We start from the raw sequence: 18,711 nt of genomic DNA, 5'->3' as shown, positions 1-18,711 counted from the left end.
AAAAATGAAACTTTCCCGGGTCCTGTTTTTGTTTATTATTTACAATCTATCGGCACAGCAGAAACCAATCGAAACAGTTTATTTTGATTTCGACAAGTATGATCTTACTGAACCGCAAAGCAGGGTTGTAAATAATTTTATCAAATCGATAGACACCGCGAAAGTTGAATCTATTCAAATCTACGGTTACTGTGACGACCGCGGCACTGACGACTATAATTTTAAACTGTCTCACGACAGGGTAAATACGATTCAAAACTTACTGCTTTCCTTTGGCTTTAAAGAAAGTAAAATTGTCATTCTTGAAGGCAAAGGCCGTGTTGTAGTTCGGCCTGATACTGTGGAGAATTTATACGAAACACGTTTACGCAATCGGCGGGTTGATTTGATTGTGGTAAAACGAAACAGTTTTGGAAAAGAAGTTTATTCCTCTTTTAAAGACAAATTAAAGGTTGGCGATAAAATATATCTTGAAAACATACTATTTGATATGGGAAGTGCCAGACTGACTAATAATTCTAAAAAGGAACTGGATAAGATTTCTGTTATACTTCAAAAACAAAAAAACATACAGTTTGAAATTAGAGGTCATGTTTGCTGCACACCACAAATCTACAGCGACGCAATTGACAGAGACACTAAAGAAAGGAAACTTTCCTGGAACCGGGCCAAAACAGTTTTTTACTATTTAAGTTCTAAGAAAGTTTCTAAAAACAGAATGCGTTATCAAGGCTGCGGGAACAAATTTCCATTAAAAAGAGGTGATAATTATGATCGCCGTGTGGAGTTTTTGATTACTAAGATTTAATTTTTTTGCTACAAAGACGCCAAGACTCAAAGTATTTTTACTTAAAGTTTCACTCTAAACTATGTTGTTAATTATTTCTTTTAAAGGTAATTATAAATTATTATAAAGAACAATAATTAATACAGCAACTTTGTTGCGTTATTGTTTTTGTCTTATCCACGAATCATTTCTATATGTTCTATATCATCTTCAAGGTACATTTCGCTTGACTGAACAAAACCATGACTTTCGTAAAATTTCTTTAAGTATAATTGTGCTCCAATTGTAATTTGATCTTTTCCAAAATTAGATTTTATTGCGGAAATTGCTTCACGCATTAAATCATGTCCCCACTTTTTATCACGATAATTGGCATCAACAATTACTCTTCCAATCGATGCATTATCGAAACTAATTCCGGCATCGAATAAACGAGAATAGGCTACAACTTTACCGTCATATTCCCCAATTAGGTGTAACGCTTTCTTGTCTTTGCCATCAATGTCTAAATAAACGCAGTTTTGCTCTACTACAAAGATTTCACTTCTTAGTTTAAGCAAATCATATAGTTCGTTTACAGTTAATGCCTCAAATGGCTTTATTTTCCATTTTAATTCCATTTTGTATATCTCTTTTAATTTTAATAATCCTAAAAACAAAATTACGTCAAATATTATCAAATAGAAATCCCGATTATAAAACTATAATCGGGATTTACTAAAAGTTACTTACCTCTTCCTACAAGGTTTGAAAATCTTGCAAGTGTGAACTATTTTACTTTATCATTTTTTCTTCATGACAATTTCCATGCTTTTATATTCAGAACCTTCTTTGACATCGAACATTTCCATTTTACGGGTTGTGGCATCTACAATAGTATAAATTTCTCTGTAAGGTGCTTTCTTCCCTGTTACCGGATTTACTACTTCGCCTTTAAATTCCATACTTTTTGTTGCTTCATCATATTTTCCCGTGGCAACCATCATTCCGGTTCCCATATTATCGATAAAGGTTGTGGTATATTCTTTACTCGCGTTGTTATAAGCTAATGTGCTTTTTCCTTCGAATGGCGCTCCCATAATTTTTCCGACATAATTACCTTCCTGATAACGTCCGCCAAGAATCATTTTGATAGTGGCAACTGAAGTTGACTTTTCTGGTTTTCCATTTGGTTCGTACCAAAAAGTCATCTCACAATTCCATGTTCCAACTTCGTCTGTCATTAATTTGTGCGGTGCGCCCGGAGTTGCATAAGCTTGCCAGGCTTTCATTTGTGCCGCAGAATCTACTGGTGCTTCGGCTGCTGGCTCTTCTGTTTTAATAGTATCAGCTTCTTTCGCCGTGACAACTTCGGTTTTCACTTCTTTTTTACAAGAGATAAAACATAATGCAATAATTACTAATGTTGTGGTTACCTTTTTCATAAGTCTTTGTTTTTATGTTTGTTATAAAACAAAAGTAAGAAAAATAACAACTAGAGTTGTTTCAGATTTCAAGTTTCAGGTTTATTCTGTGTGTGGTTTAACCGCAAAGTTCGCTAAGGTTTACGTAAGGCGCGCTATTAAACTATATAAGTTATATAAGATAATTTAAGTTAAACTCTTAAAAATAACTTTGCGTAAACCTTAGCGAACTTTGCGGTTAAGAAAACTTGAAACCTGAAACTTGAAACAAATTTTTACCGTTTATCTATTTTCACAGATTTAATGATGGCTTCAAGATCGAACATTAGATCACGTTCTTGGTTTGAAGGTGAATAGCAGAATCCTTCGATAACCAGGATTCGGTTATAAACAGGGTCTACGATTGCGTAATTAATGAAAGGTCCGGCCATGAAGTCGTTTTTTAGTTCCCATGTTCCTTTTGTTTCAAAAGCTTCTTTTCCGTCTAATGAAGTATTCGAAAAATACGGTGCATACGCTTCTCCGGTAATCATTCGGGTTTTTGGTTCTCTGCCTTTGATGTAGTAACCAATTGAGTCGCGCATTTTTATGATATTGCCCACTATATTTCCACGGGTTTTGAAGTTGTGCAGCGGAATTTGGTATATCAATAAACTGGTATTTCCGCTTATAATATCTTTTTTAAGCCAGATGAAATTCTTTTTGTGAAGCATATATTCATATCCGGTTGGGATCTGGATATCAATATGGAATTTGTTTTTTATAATAGCCGGATTTAAAAGTGAAGCGCTATTGTCTTCCTGAATTTTTTCGATTTCGGCATCGCGAATCATTTTAATGATTTGTGCCGAATTCAATTCAATACTGCAGATAATATCATCAACAGATTTTCCGTAAATACGAAAAGTGTTGTGCGGCAGTGATTTATTGTGGGTTATTTCAAACTTATCTACAGCTGATTTTTTAACAACGATAATGCTTCGGCTGTCGGTTACAAATCCTTCCAGAAGTTTGGCTGGATATTGATTGATTGTAAAAAGTGGTTCTTCCTGAGTTAAGCCCAGAACTGGCGATGCAAATTTATTTCGGATACTGTCGCCAACTTCTCCATACCATAACTGATCGTCTATGATGATGGAAATTGTATTTGTTTTTCCGGAAACAGGCTGTTCTTGTTTATCTGTTTTTAAACAAGAAATTAGTAGAAACGGAAGTATTATAAATAAAAAATGGGTTTTATTCATTTTCTTAATTTATGAAATAAAACCCAAATTTAAATAAGATTTTTTATTATCCGTTTATTTTAAGCTTCATTCCGGGTTTTATATCTTCATCTTTAATACCATTCCATTTTTTAATATCTGAAATTGTTACTCCAGGATATTTTTTAGAAATGCTGTATAAAGAATCACCTTTTTTAACGTAATAATCTTCGCCCACATTTTTTGCTGAAGGTGCTTTCTTTTTGAAAGAGTCAACAGAAGTAGATGCAATAGCCGTAGAAACCGGTTCGTGGATCTCTGAAACTATTTTAGAAACTATTAATGTTTTTCCTAAACCAATATTGTTTGAGCTAAGATCATTTAACTCTTTTAAGTCCGCAATAGTCGTACCGAATTTTTTAGCAATGCTTCCTAAATTGTCTCCGGCCAATACAACGTACTCTACAGTTTGTATTGAAACTTTATCATTATCTTCTGCAGAAGCAACTGCTTCTTCAGTATTTTTCTCTACAGCTGGCAATACTTTAGGCTCTTTAATAACTTTAGCAGAAGTATCAACATCTGATTTAATTTTTAAAGATCTTCCTAGCGCAATTGCATTTGATTTAAGATTATTCCATTTTTTTAGATCTGAAATATTCACATTATACTTATCTGCAATAGCGCCTAAGTTATCTCCTTTTTGAACTTTATAAAACTGGATCTCTTTAATCTCTTTATCTTTAGATACTTCCAGAGATTTAGTATCTCTAACCGGTTTTCCTTTTGGAGCAATTTTCATTGCTAAACGAGTTGGAATGGTTCTGTTTTCTGACTCGTGTTTTACGTAAGCGTAAATCTTGTCTTCATTTGAAACAAAGGTTGCGATTTTGTCTTTCGGTAACCGAAGGAAATTTTGTTCACCATGGTAAGCTGGTACAACATTTAATTTATAAGATGGATTTAAAAGCTGTAATTGTGATTGCGGCATATCTAACAAATCAGCAATTTGTTTGAAAGACATTTGATTTTTGACCGCTACTGTATCTGTCTCAAAGTTCTTAACGACTGCTCTTTCCGGATTGATTCCGTGTTCTTTGTGATACTCAAAAAGATACATTGTAGCATAAAATGCGGGAACATAACCTTGAGTTTCTTTTGGAAGATAATTACGAATATCCCAGTAACCTGTTTTTCCGCCAGAACGACGAATTGCTTTTGTCACATTTCCAGGACCTGAATTATAAGATGCCAAAACAAGTTCCCAGTCATTAAAAATGTTGAACATTCTGCTCAGATAATCTGAACAAGCTGCCGTAGCTTTCAGAGGATCGCTTCTTTCATCAATATAAGAATCGATTTTTAAAGAGTATTGTTTTCCGGTCCCGTACATAAACTGCCAAAGTCCGGTAGCGCCCATTTTAGAAACTGCTTTAGGGTTTAAAGCAGATTCTACAACGGCTAAATATTTTATTTCCAATGGAACTTTTTCTTTTGCGAAAGTTTCCTCGAATATTGGAAAGTAGTATTCTGATAAAGCCATTAATCGAGAAAACGATTTTTTACGATTCTTAAGAAATGACTTTATTATGTTTTCTAATCCTTGATTGTATTCAATTTCAAAAGGAGATTTGGCATTCATTGCCGCCAAACGCTGCTTAAGCAGTTCTGTTGGCAGTTCCTCATCTACAGTAACATCCTTGTTAATGGTTTGAATATCTTTTGTCAAATCATCGTAGATATCTAAACTTACTAACTCATTCATCCAAAGACTGTCAACTTTCGCTGCTAAATCATCTTTTTTGAATGTGCTTTTAATAGAATCTAAATAAGACACCTTTACTTCGAGCTTTATTTCCCTCGAGACTTCTACAGTTTCCTGCGCAAACATCGACATAGAAAACAAAGCGGTTACCGCTAATGATATTTTCTTTACAATCATATAACATTTTTTTAAAATTCTATAAATCAACCATTTAAAGAATCGTTATTTTTGCAAACTTAAAAAGTTTAAGGCTTAAATATACGCAAAAAAATGTTAATTGTGATTTTTTAGTCTAAAATTGCAGCAATTCCAGGTAAAACTCTACCTTCTAACATTTCAAGCATTGCACCGCCGCCAGTAGAAACATAGCTCATTTTGTCTTCAAAACCAAATTGTTTTACTGCTGCAACAGAGTCACCACCTCCAACTAAAGAAAATGCTCCTTTTTCTGTTGATTCTGCAATAAAATCTCCTAATGCAATTGTTCCTTTAGAGAATGTTTCCATTTCAAAAACTCCTAATGGACCGTTCCAAAGAATAGTTTTTGATTCTAAAATTACTTTTTTGAAGTTCTCTAATGATTTTGGACCTGCGTCAAGACCTTGCCAACCATCAGGAATTGCAGTTACGTCTACAACTTGTGTATTTGCTGAATTTGAGAAATCATCTGCAGCAATTACATCAACAGGAATGTGAATTTGAACATTTTTTTCTTTTGCTAATCTTAAGATTTCAAGTGCTAAATCCAATTTATCATCTTCACAGATTGAATCTCCTACTTTTCCACCTTGAGCTTTAATGAATGTAAAAGTCATACCGCCGCCAATAATCATGTGGTCAACTTTGTCTAAGATATTTTCGATAACAGTGATTTTAGAAGAAACTTTAGAACCTCCTAAAACTGCTGTTACTGGCTTTTCGCTATTTTTAAGTACTTTGTTTAAACTGTCAATTTCTTTTGCTAATAAAGTTCCAAATGTTTTATCGTTTGGAAAAAACTGTGCAATAATTGTTGTTGAAGCGTGCGCTCTGTGTGCAGTTCCAAAAGCGTCGTTTACATAAATATCACCAAGTGAAGCTAATTCTTTTGCGAAAGCAACATCTCCAGCTTCTTCTTCTGCGTGAAAACGTAAATTTTCAAGTAATAAAACTTCTCCTTGCTGTAGGTTTTTAGCAGCTGTTTGAGCTGGTTCACCAACACAGTTTTCAGCAAACTTAACTTGTACTCCTAAAATTTCTGAAGCTGTTTTTAAAATATGTTTTAAAGAGTATTTTTCTTCAGCTCCTTTTGGTCTTCCTAAATGCGACATTAAGATTACACTTCCGCCTTGAGCTAAAATAGTATCGATAGTTGGCTTTGCAGCTTCAATACGTGTCGTATCAGTTACATTAAAATTCTCATCCAACGGCACATTAAAGTCTACACGGATAATTGCTTTTTTATTTTTAAAGTCGAAATCGTTTAAAGTTTTCATTTGATATTTTTTTTAGTTTTTTAGAAAGAAAAACAAATATAGGACTTTTAAAGTACTAATAAATTCGGATAAACTAAAAAAGAGACAACAAAAAGAACGAAAACGTTATAAATTCACAAATAAATTGGTTTATTAAGGATTAAAAACAATTATCGGTAGTAATTTGATACCTGATGAAATGAAAAAACCTTTTCTTCTAACAGAAAAAAAGAAAAGGCAAAAAATGAATTAGATTATTTTTTGTTTTTAAAAATTATGAAACGTCAAAAATATCTTTGATTTATTTTAAAGCAGGAGACTTTGTGACGTCTACGTTTTTTAAATATATTTGAAATAGCGCAAAGTCGATCCCGAAAGCTTTCGGGATTGCACAGTTTGAGTAGAATTATTACATAATTGAGAACACTTTCCAGAGCTGGTTATAATTTAAAAAACAAAAACATGAATCTCGATGAAAACTTCAGATTAAAATTACAAAGAACACTCCGTGATAATATTTCTTATTTACAAAATAAGAGTATTGATTTGGTAAACAATATAGATAATGAGAGCAAAAAAAATGTTCTAAGCCGTGTTTCAGATGAATATAATCCATACAGAATAAGTCAAGAAAGGGCAATACACAATATTAATACTTCGATAGAATCTGGAGATCAGCCAATATTGAAACTTCGAAATGATGATTGGGCTAGATTTAGAGAGAATGAAATTGAGTTTAAAGTTATTAAGAAACCTACTCCACCATTACATAGCAAAGAAGAATTACAGCTTAGAGTTGAAAGTGAAGATTTCTTATATGACTGTTTTAATTCTTACTGGCTAGATACAGAAAGAAATAATAGATATGCTCAAGTGTCTGATTTTTTATGCTTTCAAGACTTAGAGTTCCCCAAAGATGAACTTTTTAAAATTCAAAATAAAGGAAATATTTATAATGTTGAATCCTGGATTAAATATATTGCTGATCTTGTTGAGATGAATTTTTCTGAATTTAAATTCGATAAAAAAAAGTCAAATAGAATAGTCCGATTCTTGAAACCTTTGAATGAAAATTTTGAATTTGGTTTTGAATATGATTTAACAGCCTTAAAAAGTCAAATAAAAAATAATGGTATTCAACTTCCTGATTATTTTAATATTATTGTTATCAATAAAATGTTTGATTCTAAAGCAAAGATAAAAAGCCATATCTTCAATTATAATGACAATATTATCAGTTTGGGGATATTAGGAAACCCATTTTTTTATCCTCCGTGTCGTTCTTTATATTCTTTTAGTATAGTTGACTTATATCACTATGGTAAATTTTATCCTGATAATATTGACCCAAAAAGAGTTAGAGAGTATAAGTTTATTAATGAAGAAAATATGAAAATTGTACATTCTGATGAATATGGTGAAAAACTTAAAAAGTATGCTTTTTTCTATATGGATCTCTTAGGGTATTCATCAAAAAGTTATTTAGACTATTTGGAAAAATGTATTTTAGAAGCATTTTAAATGTAAATAGCTTTCAAAAATACCGTCGCTCTCCGAAGAGTTCAACTAAAAAGCTACACAATCCCGAAAGTTTTCGGGACTGACTTTGTGCAATTTATTTGATTAATTTTTCAAGCCTCATCATCATTTCATCTTTCTCTTTCAACATACGCTCATATAAAGCAATTTTTTCTTCGTGTAGTTTTTTTAATTCTTCCAATGGATTGATGTTGAATACAGGTTTAGCATTTCCGATGTAAGCATCTTTTTCAATATTAAAAGTATTCGAAATAATATTCACCGCTTGCTCTTCATCAAAATTTTTAAAAGCTTCAACAGGAATTTTAAGAACTGTAGAGATTTGTTTCAGCAGGTTGTCTTCAATTACATCCTTTTGTTCTAACAAAGAAATCTTCTTTTGATTCCAGTCTTCTCCAAGATAATAAGCTAATGCTTCCTGCTTTATATTAAGCATTTCTCTGAAACGTTTTATGTTTCTTCCCTGATGAATTTTCTGTTCCATAATGAGTGTCATTTTTCTGAAGGCTCAAAGATAAAGCCATTTGGATTAAAAGCCCGAATTTCAAAGATAAAAAATATCCTGCAAAAATTCATTTTATAAAAAAACCTTTCCTGTCAACAGAAAAACAGGAAAGGCAAAAAATGAATTAGATTATTTTTTGTTTTTGGATCTTGAATTAGTCTTCTGTTTGAATGAAACAAATAGACAAATTGTGCTGAACGGGAAACATTAATGTTTCATATTCGTTTGCGTTTTCGGTATTTTTTGAAATGAGATAATTGCCTTCAATAATTCCGAAGTAATTCAATAAAGGTGAATAAAATGTAATCCCGATTCTATGTTTTGATACATCAGTTATGTCTGTATTGATAATGTCTAACTGATAATTGATAAAAGGGAAATAGTTGTTTCCCAAAACATCTGTTACACGATGGAAATTTCCTTTTAACTGCTCAACATAACCGCTGGCAGCGATTCCGGTTAGAAAATGTAGTTGATTTGCTTTTTCGTTTTCACTTAATAATTCTCTAAATGTGTTTTTTGGATTCGATTCTGAATTAAACTGTTGAGACTGCATTTGGTATTCTTTGAAAGTATCTTCAAAAACATATTTATCCCAAAGTAAGGCCGATGAGTTGTCTATTACTATACGATAAGCGAGTTTTATTTTTGTTATTTTCATTTAATTTGAATTTAGAGGAATTTCAATTACAAGCAGCATTGTGTTTTGCGACAACGATTCCCATTCTATAGTTTCGGTTTTGGAGATTGCTAAACCATCTTTTGCTTCCAGAAGTCGGTTTTCGATTTCAAAAGCTCCGTTAATCACAAAGACAAAAACACCGTTATTGTTATTCTTTAAAGTAAAAGTTCCTTCTTTTCTTCCGTCATAAATACCAATAAATCCAAATGTATTTTCGATTTCAAATAATGAATGCAGTTTGTTATGTGAACTTAAATCGAATTTATAGTGCTGAAAATCGTTTTTAAGATCTTGCTTTTCCATTTGAAATTCAAATTCTAAATAACCCACATTCTCTTTTTCGTATGGGTTAAAAATTTCTACGGTTAATTCCTCCCCCGCTGCCAGAATCCCAATTTGCTCTACATGCAAAAATTCCTCATTACCAATATTATCTTTATATTCTATTCCGCCAAATAAGGGCAGAATGATCACATTTGTATTTGAATTTATAAATCGAATAATACTTTGTTGGGGAGCTAGTATTACTTCATTTAAAACATTTAAGGTACCAAATGCTTTACGGGATAAATCTTGGTAATGTTCAAAATTAAAAGTCGAGAAACAGTTGTGTTTTTCTGAATTGGAAAAACCTCTGGAATCTGACTTATAAATTTGTGCCGGAATTTGAGCTATCATATAAATTAGTATTTGAAATTAACCGGCAACGTTTATGGTGTGAGTTAAAACAAAACCTTCACTAACGCTTCCCGTTATTGTTCCTAATTCATTTGCCACAGAATCTGAAAAGACATTATCTGAAGCATTATAGGTGTAACCGGACATTCCTTTTGTATAACCATTGGCACTTGAAGCGTTTACTAAAGCAACTGCACTATTTGTTCCTTCGGGAAAAGCAATTTGTGTTACTAGTAATGAAGTTCCGCTGGCGTTATAAATATGAACGTGAATGTGAGTTGCTCTTCCTGAATACCAGCCGGGAAAGATTGAGGTAAAAGTTACCAAACCATTTGCATCTGTAGTTTGTCTTCCTCTTAAAAAATGAGCGGTTGTATAATTTACAGACTGCATGGAAGTTCCTCCGTATTCTGAATAATAACCGTCTTTGTCGCAATGCCAAATATCGACAATGGCATCTTTTAATACGGCACAGCTGGCGTTTGTATTTTTTATGGTAATTTTTATAGTGAAAGCTACGCCAGTTCTGTCCATCGTAATGTCTGATTTTACTAAAGAAGATGGTGTAATGGTTGGAAATGGCCCTGCAGTTTCTGATGCTGTAACGGAACAATCGCCTGAAGATGAACCTGAACCGGAAGACGAATCTGTATTAGTTGAAGAATTTGATGAACCATCATCATTATCCTGACTACATGAGTTTATTATTGGAATTGCCAACGAACCAATTCCGATTAAACCCAAACCTCTTAAAAACTCTTTTCTTTTCATTGCTTTTATGTTTAAATATTATTTTAATTGAATGAATAACAGTTGTTTTCAAGTAAAATTATTCGAAATTAAAGCGTTGTAAAAAGTTTGAGGTAAAGGTTATAATTTATGAGGTGAACGAAAGAATATTAATTTTTTGTAGTAAAAATCTTTAACAGAGAAGGTGTGTTACTTTTGGTCGAAAAGTTTCGAAAAAGCTTCTTCGTAACTAACACTGATTGGAATTTCGGCTTGACCGATGAAAATTATCTTATTTCTTATTTTAGAGATTTTAGAAATGGGAATAATAAAAGAACGATGAACTCTTATGAATTCTGTTTCGGGCAATTTTTGGAGAATTGCTTTTAAGGTCATTCGCGCTACAACTGTTTTTTGGTTTTGGATGTGGATTTTTAAATAATCGTCTAAACCTTCGATATATAAAATATCTGAAAACAGAATTTTAATCAAACTGTAATCGGCACGAATAAAAAGGTATTGCTGTTCGATGTTTTGATTTTGCAGTTTCCATTGTGAAAAGGCTTTTTCGGCCGCTTGTTGAAATCGGGAAAGGGAAATTGGTTTTAGCAGATAATCGGTTGCGCTGAGCGTAAAGCCTTCAACGGCAAATTCAGAATAAGCTGTTGTAAAGATTACCATTGTTTTATGGGGAAGTTTTTTGTAGAAGTCTAAGCCGGAAATCGACGACATATTGATATCGAGAAACAATAAATCGACTGGATATTTTTTCAGATATTTAAATGCTTCATCAGATTTCGTAAAAGTCTTGTTCAGTTCTATGTACTCAATAGTGTCACATAAACTCTGAAGAATTTCTAATGCCAATGGCTCGTCATCTAATGCTATTGCTTTTATCATCGTATTTTAACGCTCAAGTTTACAATGTATTTTTCTGCTGAATCTTCGATTTTTAAATGATGTTTATTAGGATATACTAACTTCAATCTTTCGATTGTATTGTGAAGTCCAATTCCGGAATCTGATTGTATAGAAAATGTCTTTTTATTAGAAACGTATAAAGTCAGCGTTTCATCATCGATATCTATTTTGATACAAATCTCGGAAGTCTGATCTGGATTTACTCCGTATTTGAATGCATTTTCAATAAATGAAATCAAGATGAGCGGCGTTATTACTTTTCCAAAAGTGTTTCCGGTTACATTATAGTCTACGTTTACGGTGTTTCCTAAACGTGTTTTTTGAAGTGAGATAAAATTATTGATGTAATTGATTTCCTTGTTTAATTCAATAACCTCATCGTTTGAATTGGTCATTATATATCGCATTAACTCCGATAGCTGAACTACAGCGTCTGCCGTTTTATCGTCTTTTTTTAAGGCCAAGGCGTAAATGCTGTTTAGCGTATTGAATAAAAAATGCGGGTTTATCTGGGCTTTTAAAAAAGCTAATTCTGATTTTACTTTTTCTTTTTCAACATTTTGCAATCTTCCTGAAATAGCAAAAAGCAAACTTGAAACTACTCCAATTAAATAAACAAGTGTTGTGTGTCCGTATTGTGTTGGCGGACCTCCAGTGAATCCAAAAGACATTGGTTCGTTTCTATGCGGCGGTGGCGGAAATCTCCCTTCAAATGGTTTGGGATGATTTAATAGATTTTCGGAATGATCTCTAAAATCTAAAAAGTTTCGGCTTGGATGATCTAAAACGGTAGATATCCAAAGAAAGAATAAAAGAAAGATGGATATTATGAAATAATACAGAAGCTTTTTTTCTGAAAAATATAATCTGGGAATTAGATAATAATAATTAAAGTAAAAGAAACAAAGAAGTGTAAAATATATAAACAGGTAAATACGGTCGTGCGGGTTTGTGTACAAATGCGGTAATGAGAAAACGGTATTTGTAGACGTGAACGCATACGGGATAAATAAAAAAGCGAGGCACAGAACTATATGTTTCGCATAAAGTGAAAATTTTGCTTTCATGAATCAAATTTGATTTATACCGTTTTGACAACCAAAATGATATATTCAAATTTAATGTTATTGCATCTTTATTTCAAATTATTGCGGTAAAAACACATAATGTTGCGACTCGCTTTATAATATTTGGCTTTTCAGCCTATTTTAAAATAATCGTCTTTTGGCGATTAATCGTGTACCGGACTTTGTGTACAAGGACAGTTACTGATAGATTGTAAGAAATCGAATCCGATTGTTATGGAGTGTGTTCCTGTGTTATATGATCCTAAACCGTTGAACATTATTTGATAAGAATAAGCAAAATAAAATTTAGATTTCATAAAACCAGCCATTGGTCCAAGTGATAATGGTTTTGGAAACTGGTCATTTAAGAAACGATACGAGGCTCCAATCCAATAATAATCTTCATAACGATTGTATCTTCTATACTTAAAGTTAAAATCGGTTGTAGAACGGCCATCACTTGCAAAATATTGGTAGTAAACAGATGGTTCATATTCTATACGGCTGTTTTCCCCATCTTTAAATGTGTAACCAGAATATACTTGATAGTTTGACAACAAACTTGGTTCATTAACTCGTTCTAAACTAATATTCTTTTTTAAAACGTTATTTGCATTAAAACTAAAATAGAAACTTTTGTAACGGTACAAAGCACTAATGTCAAAGTTATTATTTGCTGTATAACGGTTATCTGTTGGGATTCCTTGATTTCCTCCAACTCCGCCGCCGCTTTGGTCATTGGTAAAATTTTCTGTAAGGATTCTAAAACTATTAAAGTTGTACGAAATACCAAAAGATAAATATTGCTTAGAATAATAATCTAAAATAATGTGGTGTGCAAAGGAAACCTTTGCTCCCGTCTGTCTCGTGTTTCCGTTGCTGTCATTATATAATGACAAACCAACTCCTGAGCGATCTAAAATCCTGAAATCGGCATACAATGACTGATTATCTGGCGCATCTTTGATTCCAACCCACTGCGTTAAACCGTTGGCTCTAATACGAAGGTTATCACCAATACCAGCATAAGCTGGAGAAAGTATGAAAGGATTATCAGCTAAATACTGTGTAAACACTGGTAGGTTTAACTCTTGGCTGTAACTTGTTGTTACAGCCATGAGTACTAAGGATAAAATTAATTTTTTCATTGTAATAATTTTTTTAGATAACATCATAAGGGGCTATATTTTGTTATCTGTATAAAGTGAAATGTCCAACAAACTCTCTTGCATCTTTCTCATCATTTAGTTTAAGAACATACCAGTAATCACCAGTTGGTAATTCTTCTCCGTGGTATTTACCATCCCATGTTTGACCATAATGATATTTTGCAACTACACGTCCATATCTGTCATAAATGTCAAATATAAGGTTGTTATAAATGTTAGTACAACCAGGACCCCACACATCGTGATCGCCATCTCCGTTTGGTGTAAAGTAATTTGGAATACAAACATCAATGTAAGTCAATGGTATAGTAATCGTATCAATACATTCGTTTTGATCTTTTACCTTAATTACATAATCTCTAGACTCATAATATTTAAATTTAGTCTCAGATGTAAATGGACCTCCATCAAAACTGTATTCATAAGCAGGTCTTCCTCCAATTGCAGTTACAGAAACAATGTTCATTTCTTGTTGTCCTGCAGCTAATTGAATATGTAATTTATCAAATGCCTGAATTGTGAAACTTGCTGTTTGCTGTTTACAATTATTAGTATGTCTAGCATAAATTATGTGCGGACCAGGAGCAACGTCTTTAAATACATTCTCTAATTGGTATGGACCATTTATATCATCTAAAGAGTAATCAACATCGACTGGGTCTACAGATGGATCTATAGTTACTGTCACTGTATTTGTTTCACAACCATAAACAACTTCTGCTTTTGGGTCCATGTCAACTGGAAGTGGTACAAGAACTGGTATTTCAAAATTACAGTTGTTTGCATCTCTTACGTAAGCTATATGATTACCACCAGCAAGATTCTCAAATGTATGCTGAGTTCCAGTTACTGGATCAAAAGGACCATTTGGTTTATCAAGACTTACTGTATATCCTAGAGTTCCTCCAGTGATATCTATCGTAAATTGACCGTTTAACTCTCCTTTACATTGCTCACCTAATATTGAATCCGGTGTAATTGTAACTATAAGCGGTGCAGTTGGCTGCGTGATTGTAATTTCTGCTGGTATAAAACATCCGTTAGCATCTTGTGCAATTATAGTGTATAATCCTGGAGCAAGTTTATCAAACACACTAATTGTATCAAACTGATTTAAATCTGGTGAGATTGCGTATTTAATAACTCCTGTTCCTCCTGTTGCAGTTACTACAATTTTACCATTGTTTTCACCGAAACATGTAACATTAGTTGGCGTAAACACGGCTTGTAAAGCAACTGGCGGCTCATTGATTGTAATTACAGCAGATGCATCATCACAATCTCCACTTTCAACTTTCACAATGTAATCTCCAATTATTAAATCTTCGAAGATTCCAGTAGCTTGAGGACCTTGTATAATAGTTCCAGCAGTATTCTCTAATGTATAGATATAGCTTCCTAAACCTCCTTTAGCTTCTGCTACAATAACTCCTGTAGCTTCACCTGTACATTTTACAACTGCATTTGTAACATCAACATCAATGTCTAGCGGTTCTAGAGGATCAATTGTGATCTCATTAGAAACAAAACCAATACATCCTGCCGCATCTCTTACATAGTAGCTGTATTTACCAACAGCAACCGGGAAGGTAACTGAAGAAGCAAATGTACCGATAGTTGTTGCAAAACTAGCATCAGTACTATAAGAGTAAGGAGCTGTTCCGCCCACTGCGCTTAATGTAAGTGTTGCCTGAGTTAAACATGTTTGTGATGTAGCTTCAACTAAAGTTGGAATAACTTCTGTTGGCTCATTGATCACAATGTTTGCTGAAGTTGCAGAACAACTAAATCCGTCAGTAACAGTGATACTATAAGTTCCAGCACCTAAACCTGTGAAAATTGGGCTAAGCTGTGGTCCAGAACTAATAACTGGAGTTGCTGAAATAATATTTAATGTATACTGATAGTTACTTCCTTGACCACCTGTTGGAGGATCTACTGTAATTATTGCAGTTTTATCTCCAAAACATGTTAGTGTTGTCGCACTTGCTGCTGCAGTAACCACGATTGGCGCTGGATTAGTTAATACAACAGTAGCTTGTGCAGGACAACCTACATTATCTCTAACGTTAATTGTATAGTTACCTGCTGATAATCCTGACCATACGAATTGAGCAGAGTAGTCAACTAATGTTGTACCGTTTAATACCAATTGGTATTCGTATTTATTATCCCATCCACCTGCTGCTGAAGCGGTGATTTCTCCGTCATTATTTCCTGTTACACAAGTAATATCAGATTTCGCTGTTGTTACTGTAAGTGCAGCTGTTGGCTGCTCTATTGTGAACAATGTAGAAACTGTACAGAATGGGTTGTTTACTAGTGTTGCAACAACTGTGTATTGACCAGCAGTTAAGTTAGAAATTCTAACCGGACCTGCATTTGTTGTTGTTCCGTTGCTTGGAACTGGTCCTGTAATTACATAGTTGAATGCACCTGCATCATTTGTTGGGTTTAACTGATTATCTACAAAAGTTAAATCAACGCTTCCGTTTGCAGTACCGTAACAGATTTGTCCGTTAACTGGTGTTACATTTATGTCGAAAGTATTTGGATCATTAACATAATGCGCTTGTACAATTGAACATCCTGTCGCAAGGTTTGTAACGGTAATTAAATAATTTCCGATAGTTAATCCTGTGAATACTCCAGTTGTATTTGACTGATTGTATGTATTTCCATCAGTTCCGGCAACATTGTAATTCAATATTGCTGGTGTTCCTCCAATAGATGTTACCGTTACAGTAATATCTTCATTAGAAATACAAGTTACAGCAGTATTTACAGCAACATTTATTTGATCTAAACGAATGAAAGGATTTACTCTGATTATTCCTGTACTAGATCCCATACATCCTTTATCATCGTAAACATTTACAGTATAGTCACCACCTATGAAGTCTGACTCGCTGTAAGCATTTAATGGACCTCTTTGAACTACAACTCCACCTTTAATGAACTCATAGATTGTATAAACTCCAGAACCACCAACAACATTGTTTACTGTAATAATTGCATAGTTTGAAACATTTGTTCCAGCTGTACAATTATATTGTGTGATAACTGGTGCGTTAACAGTAATTACGTTTGGTTCGCTGATTCTAATATCTTCAGAATCCACACAACCTCTTCCAGAAGTTACTGTTACCGTATAATCTCCAGCCTGAAGGTTATCAAAAATGTTTTGAGTCTGAGCTGGTCTGTTAACCGCTACTCCTAAAGCTGTAGTTCCTGTTAATGTATACGTATAAACTGGGTTATCGTTTACGCCTGGTGCACTTGGAGCTAAATTAGCCGTGATTGAACCATCTGAATTACCTCTACAAGAAACATTTGTTCCGTTTAAAGTAAATCCAGTAATAACTGTTGCCGGATCAATTACGATTGTAACGTTAAAGTCACAAGTTGTTAATACATCTCTCACTCTGATAACGTGTGTACCCGGAGCAACGTTGTTAAATACAGCCGGTGTAGTATTTATGCTTACACCTCCGTCTAAAGTATATCTATAATTAGCTGTTCCTGAACCTCCTGTTGCAGTAGCAGTAATTACACCATTATTAAATGTACAACTTGGTAATGTTGTAACTGTAGTCTCTAACTGTAATCCCGGAGTGATCGTTACTGCAGCAGTTGCTGTAGCTGTACATCCGTTTGCATCTCTTACTGTTACATCGTATGCTCCTGCTGCGTTTACAGTAAATGTAGGGCTTGCTTGGAATCCTGCTCCAATACTGTATTCGTAAGGTGCTACACCAGAACCAACAGTAACTGTAAATGTATATTCACCTGCTGCCGTAGGACATTGGCTAGTAACATTAGCTGTTATTGCAGTTGGTAATGGATCTACCGCAATTGTTATTGGGATAAATGTTTCACAACCTTTAGAATCTAATACGTATGCTCTCCAGTTTAAGCTTACTGCCGGATCTAAAACAGCATTATTACTGTTTGTATAATCTGCTGCTGTTGGAGTTCCTGCTCCTGCGATGAAAGCATATTTATAATCTGGTGTTCCTCCTGCAGCTGTTACACTAACCTGAGCACCTGAATTACAATTAGCATTTACATTTGAAGCGACAGCCAATGTTAATACTGAAGGCTGTCCAACAGTTACTGAAGCCGAAGCTGTACATCCTGTTGTTGTATCAGTAACTTCTACTGTATACGTACCGATTGGTAAGTTTGTCAGCGTTACTACTTTTCCAACTTGAGTTAGAGTTCCTGTAGTTGGTCCTCCAATTAAAGCAGCTGTATAAGCTCCGCCAAAATTGTCAACATCAAATTTCACTGATCCGTTTGAACCTCCATTACAGCTTACGTCATTTACTAACTGACCTGCTGCTGTAATGTTTACTAGCGGATCAACAGTGTAATAGATATCATCTTTACATCCGTTTGCATCAGTTACCTGGAATAAGTAAGTATCTGCTGTTAGACCTGTAAAGATTCCGTTTGCTGCACCAGAAACATTTGTAACTGCACTAGCTGGAGAAAGAATCTCGTAGTGTAATGTACCAACACCATGTGAAACAGTTACAGTAACTGTACTTGTTGTGTTAGCAGCTGGTGTACACCAAATATCTGTTCCTGTTACAGAATCGATTACTGGAGCGTCTAGTGCCGGAATTGTAACACTTACCGGTACTGCAATTATACAATTATTAGCATCTTTTACATAAGCTGTAACTAATCCTGCATTATAAGTAGTCAAAGTATTTGTTGTACTATAATTTGTTCCATTGAAGCTGTATTGGTAAGGTGCTGTTCCTGTTCCCGCAGTTACGTTGATTGTAACAACTGCTGGCTG

General features: G+C 33.9%; 15 protein-coding genes. 2 read left to right on the top strand and 13 right to left on the bottom strand.

What is annotated here, in order from left to right:
• Window positions 1-4: 4 nt before the first annotated feature.
• Window positions 5-808, top strand: coding sequence for an OmpA family protein (locus tag J2Y38_RS20965; RefSeq protein ID WP_309846501.1), 804 nt, complete (start codon window positions 5-7; stop codon window positions 806-808).
• A gap of 152 nt (window positions 809-960) precedes the next feature.
• Here J2Y38_RS20965 and J2Y38_RS20960 read toward each other — a convergent pair whose 3' ends face one another.
• The 5 genes from J2Y38_RS20960 to J2Y38_RS20940 form a co-directional block, all read right to left on the bottom strand.
• Window positions 961-1,407 carry a GNAT family N-acetyltransferase gene (locus tag J2Y38_RS20960; protein ID WP_309846498.1) on the bottom strand — a complete coding sequence of 149 codons (447 nt, stop codon included), beginning with the start codon at window positions 1,405-1,407 and terminating at the stop codon, window positions 961-963.
• Window positions 1,408-1,569: 162 nt separating this feature from the next.
• A complete protein-coding gene (locus J2Y38_RS20955) occupies window positions 1,570-2,211 on the bottom strand; it encodes a DUF1579 domain-containing protein (RefSeq protein WP_309846495.1) in 642 nt (213 codons plus the stop codon).
• A gap of 254 nt (window positions 2,212-2,465) precedes the next feature.
• A complete protein-coding gene (locus tag J2Y38_RS20950) occupies window positions 2,466-3,434 on the bottom strand; it encodes a DUF4837 family protein (RefSeq protein ID WP_309846492.1) in 969 nt (322 codons plus the stop codon).
• Between the two features lie 46 nt (window positions 3,435-3,480).
• On the bottom strand, window positions 3,481-5,334 hold the full coding sequence (locus tag J2Y38_RS20945; RefSeq protein WP_309846489.1) for a LysM peptidoglycan-binding domain-containing protein: 1,854 nt from the start codon (window positions 5,332-5,334) through the stop codon (window positions 3,481-3,483).
• A gap of 110 nt (window positions 5,335-5,444) precedes the next feature.
• Window positions 5,445-6,632, bottom strand: coding sequence for a phosphoglycerate kinase (locus J2Y38_RS20940; RefSeq protein WP_309846486.1), 1,188 nt, complete (start codon window positions 6,630-6,632; stop codon window positions 5,445-5,447).
• A 441-nt stretch (window positions 6,633-7,073) separates the two neighbouring features.
• Between J2Y38_RS20940 and J2Y38_RS20935 the strand changes: the two genes are divergently transcribed.
• On the top strand, window positions 7,074-8,132 hold the full coding sequence (locus J2Y38_RS20935; protein ID WP_309846483.1) for a hypothetical protein: 1,059 nt from the start codon (window positions 7,074-7,076) through the stop codon (window positions 8,130-8,132).
• Window positions 8,133-8,226: 94 nt separating this feature from the next.
• Here J2Y38_RS20935 and J2Y38_RS20930 read toward each other — a convergent pair whose 3' ends face one another.
• From J2Y38_RS20930 to J2Y38_RS20895, 8 genes are all read right to left on the bottom strand, one after another.
• On the bottom strand, window positions 8,227-8,634 hold the full coding sequence (locus tag J2Y38_RS20930; protein ID WP_309846480.1) for an XRE family transcriptional regulator: 408 nt from the start codon (window positions 8,632-8,634) through the stop codon (window positions 8,227-8,229).
• 175 nt (window positions 8,635-8,809) lie between these two features.
• Window positions 8,810-9,316, bottom strand: a complete 507-nt coding sequence (locus tag J2Y38_RS20925) for a hypothetical protein (protein ID WP_309846478.1) — start codon at window positions 9,314-9,316, stop codon at window positions 8,810-8,812.
• Window positions 9,317-10,015, bottom strand: coding sequence for a hypothetical protein (locus tag J2Y38_RS20920; protein WP_309846475.1), 699 nt, complete (start codon window positions 10,013-10,015; stop codon window positions 9,317-9,319).
• A gap of 18 nt (window positions 10,016-10,033) precedes the next feature.
• Entirely contained in the window at window positions 10,034-10,786 is a 753-nt protein-coding gene (locus J2Y38_RS20915) for an intradiol ring-cleavage dioxygenase (RefSeq protein ID WP_309846472.1), read from the bottom strand.
• Between the two features lie 168 nt (window positions 10,787-10,954).
• Entirely contained in the window at window positions 10,955-11,644 is a 690-nt protein-coding gene (locus J2Y38_RS20910; RefSeq protein ID WP_309846470.1) for a LytTR family DNA-binding domain-containing protein, read from the bottom strand.
• Window positions 11,641-12,732, bottom strand: a complete 1,092-nt coding sequence (locus tag J2Y38_RS20905) for a sensor histidine kinase (RefSeq protein WP_309846468.1) — start codon at window positions 12,730-12,732, stop codon at window positions 11,641-11,643. The genes J2Y38_RS20910 and J2Y38_RS20905 overlap by 4 nt, the downstream gene beginning before the upstream one ends.
• Before the next feature lie 164 nt (window positions 12,733-12,896).
• Window positions 12,897-13,880 carry a type IX secretion system membrane protein PorP/SprF gene (locus J2Y38_RS20900; RefSeq protein WP_309846466.1) on the bottom strand — a complete coding sequence of 328 codons (984 nt, stop codon included), beginning with the start codon at window positions 13,878-13,880 and terminating at the stop codon, window positions 12,897-12,899.
• A 43-nt stretch (window positions 13,881-13,923) separates the two neighbouring features.
• Window positions 13,924-18,711: T9SS type B sorting domain-containing protein (locus J2Y38_RS20895; RefSeq protein WP_309846464.1), on the bottom strand; the 4,788-nt coding region annotated here is incomplete at its 5' end.

Origin of the sequence: Flavobacterium sp. 2755 (genome assembly GCF_031455715.1) — a bacterium.
Classification (GTDB): domain Bacteria; phylum Bacteroidota; class Bacteroidia; order Flavobacteriales; family Flavobacteriaceae; genus Flavobacterium.
This window is presented reverse-complemented; position numbering and strand designations above follow the sequence as displayed.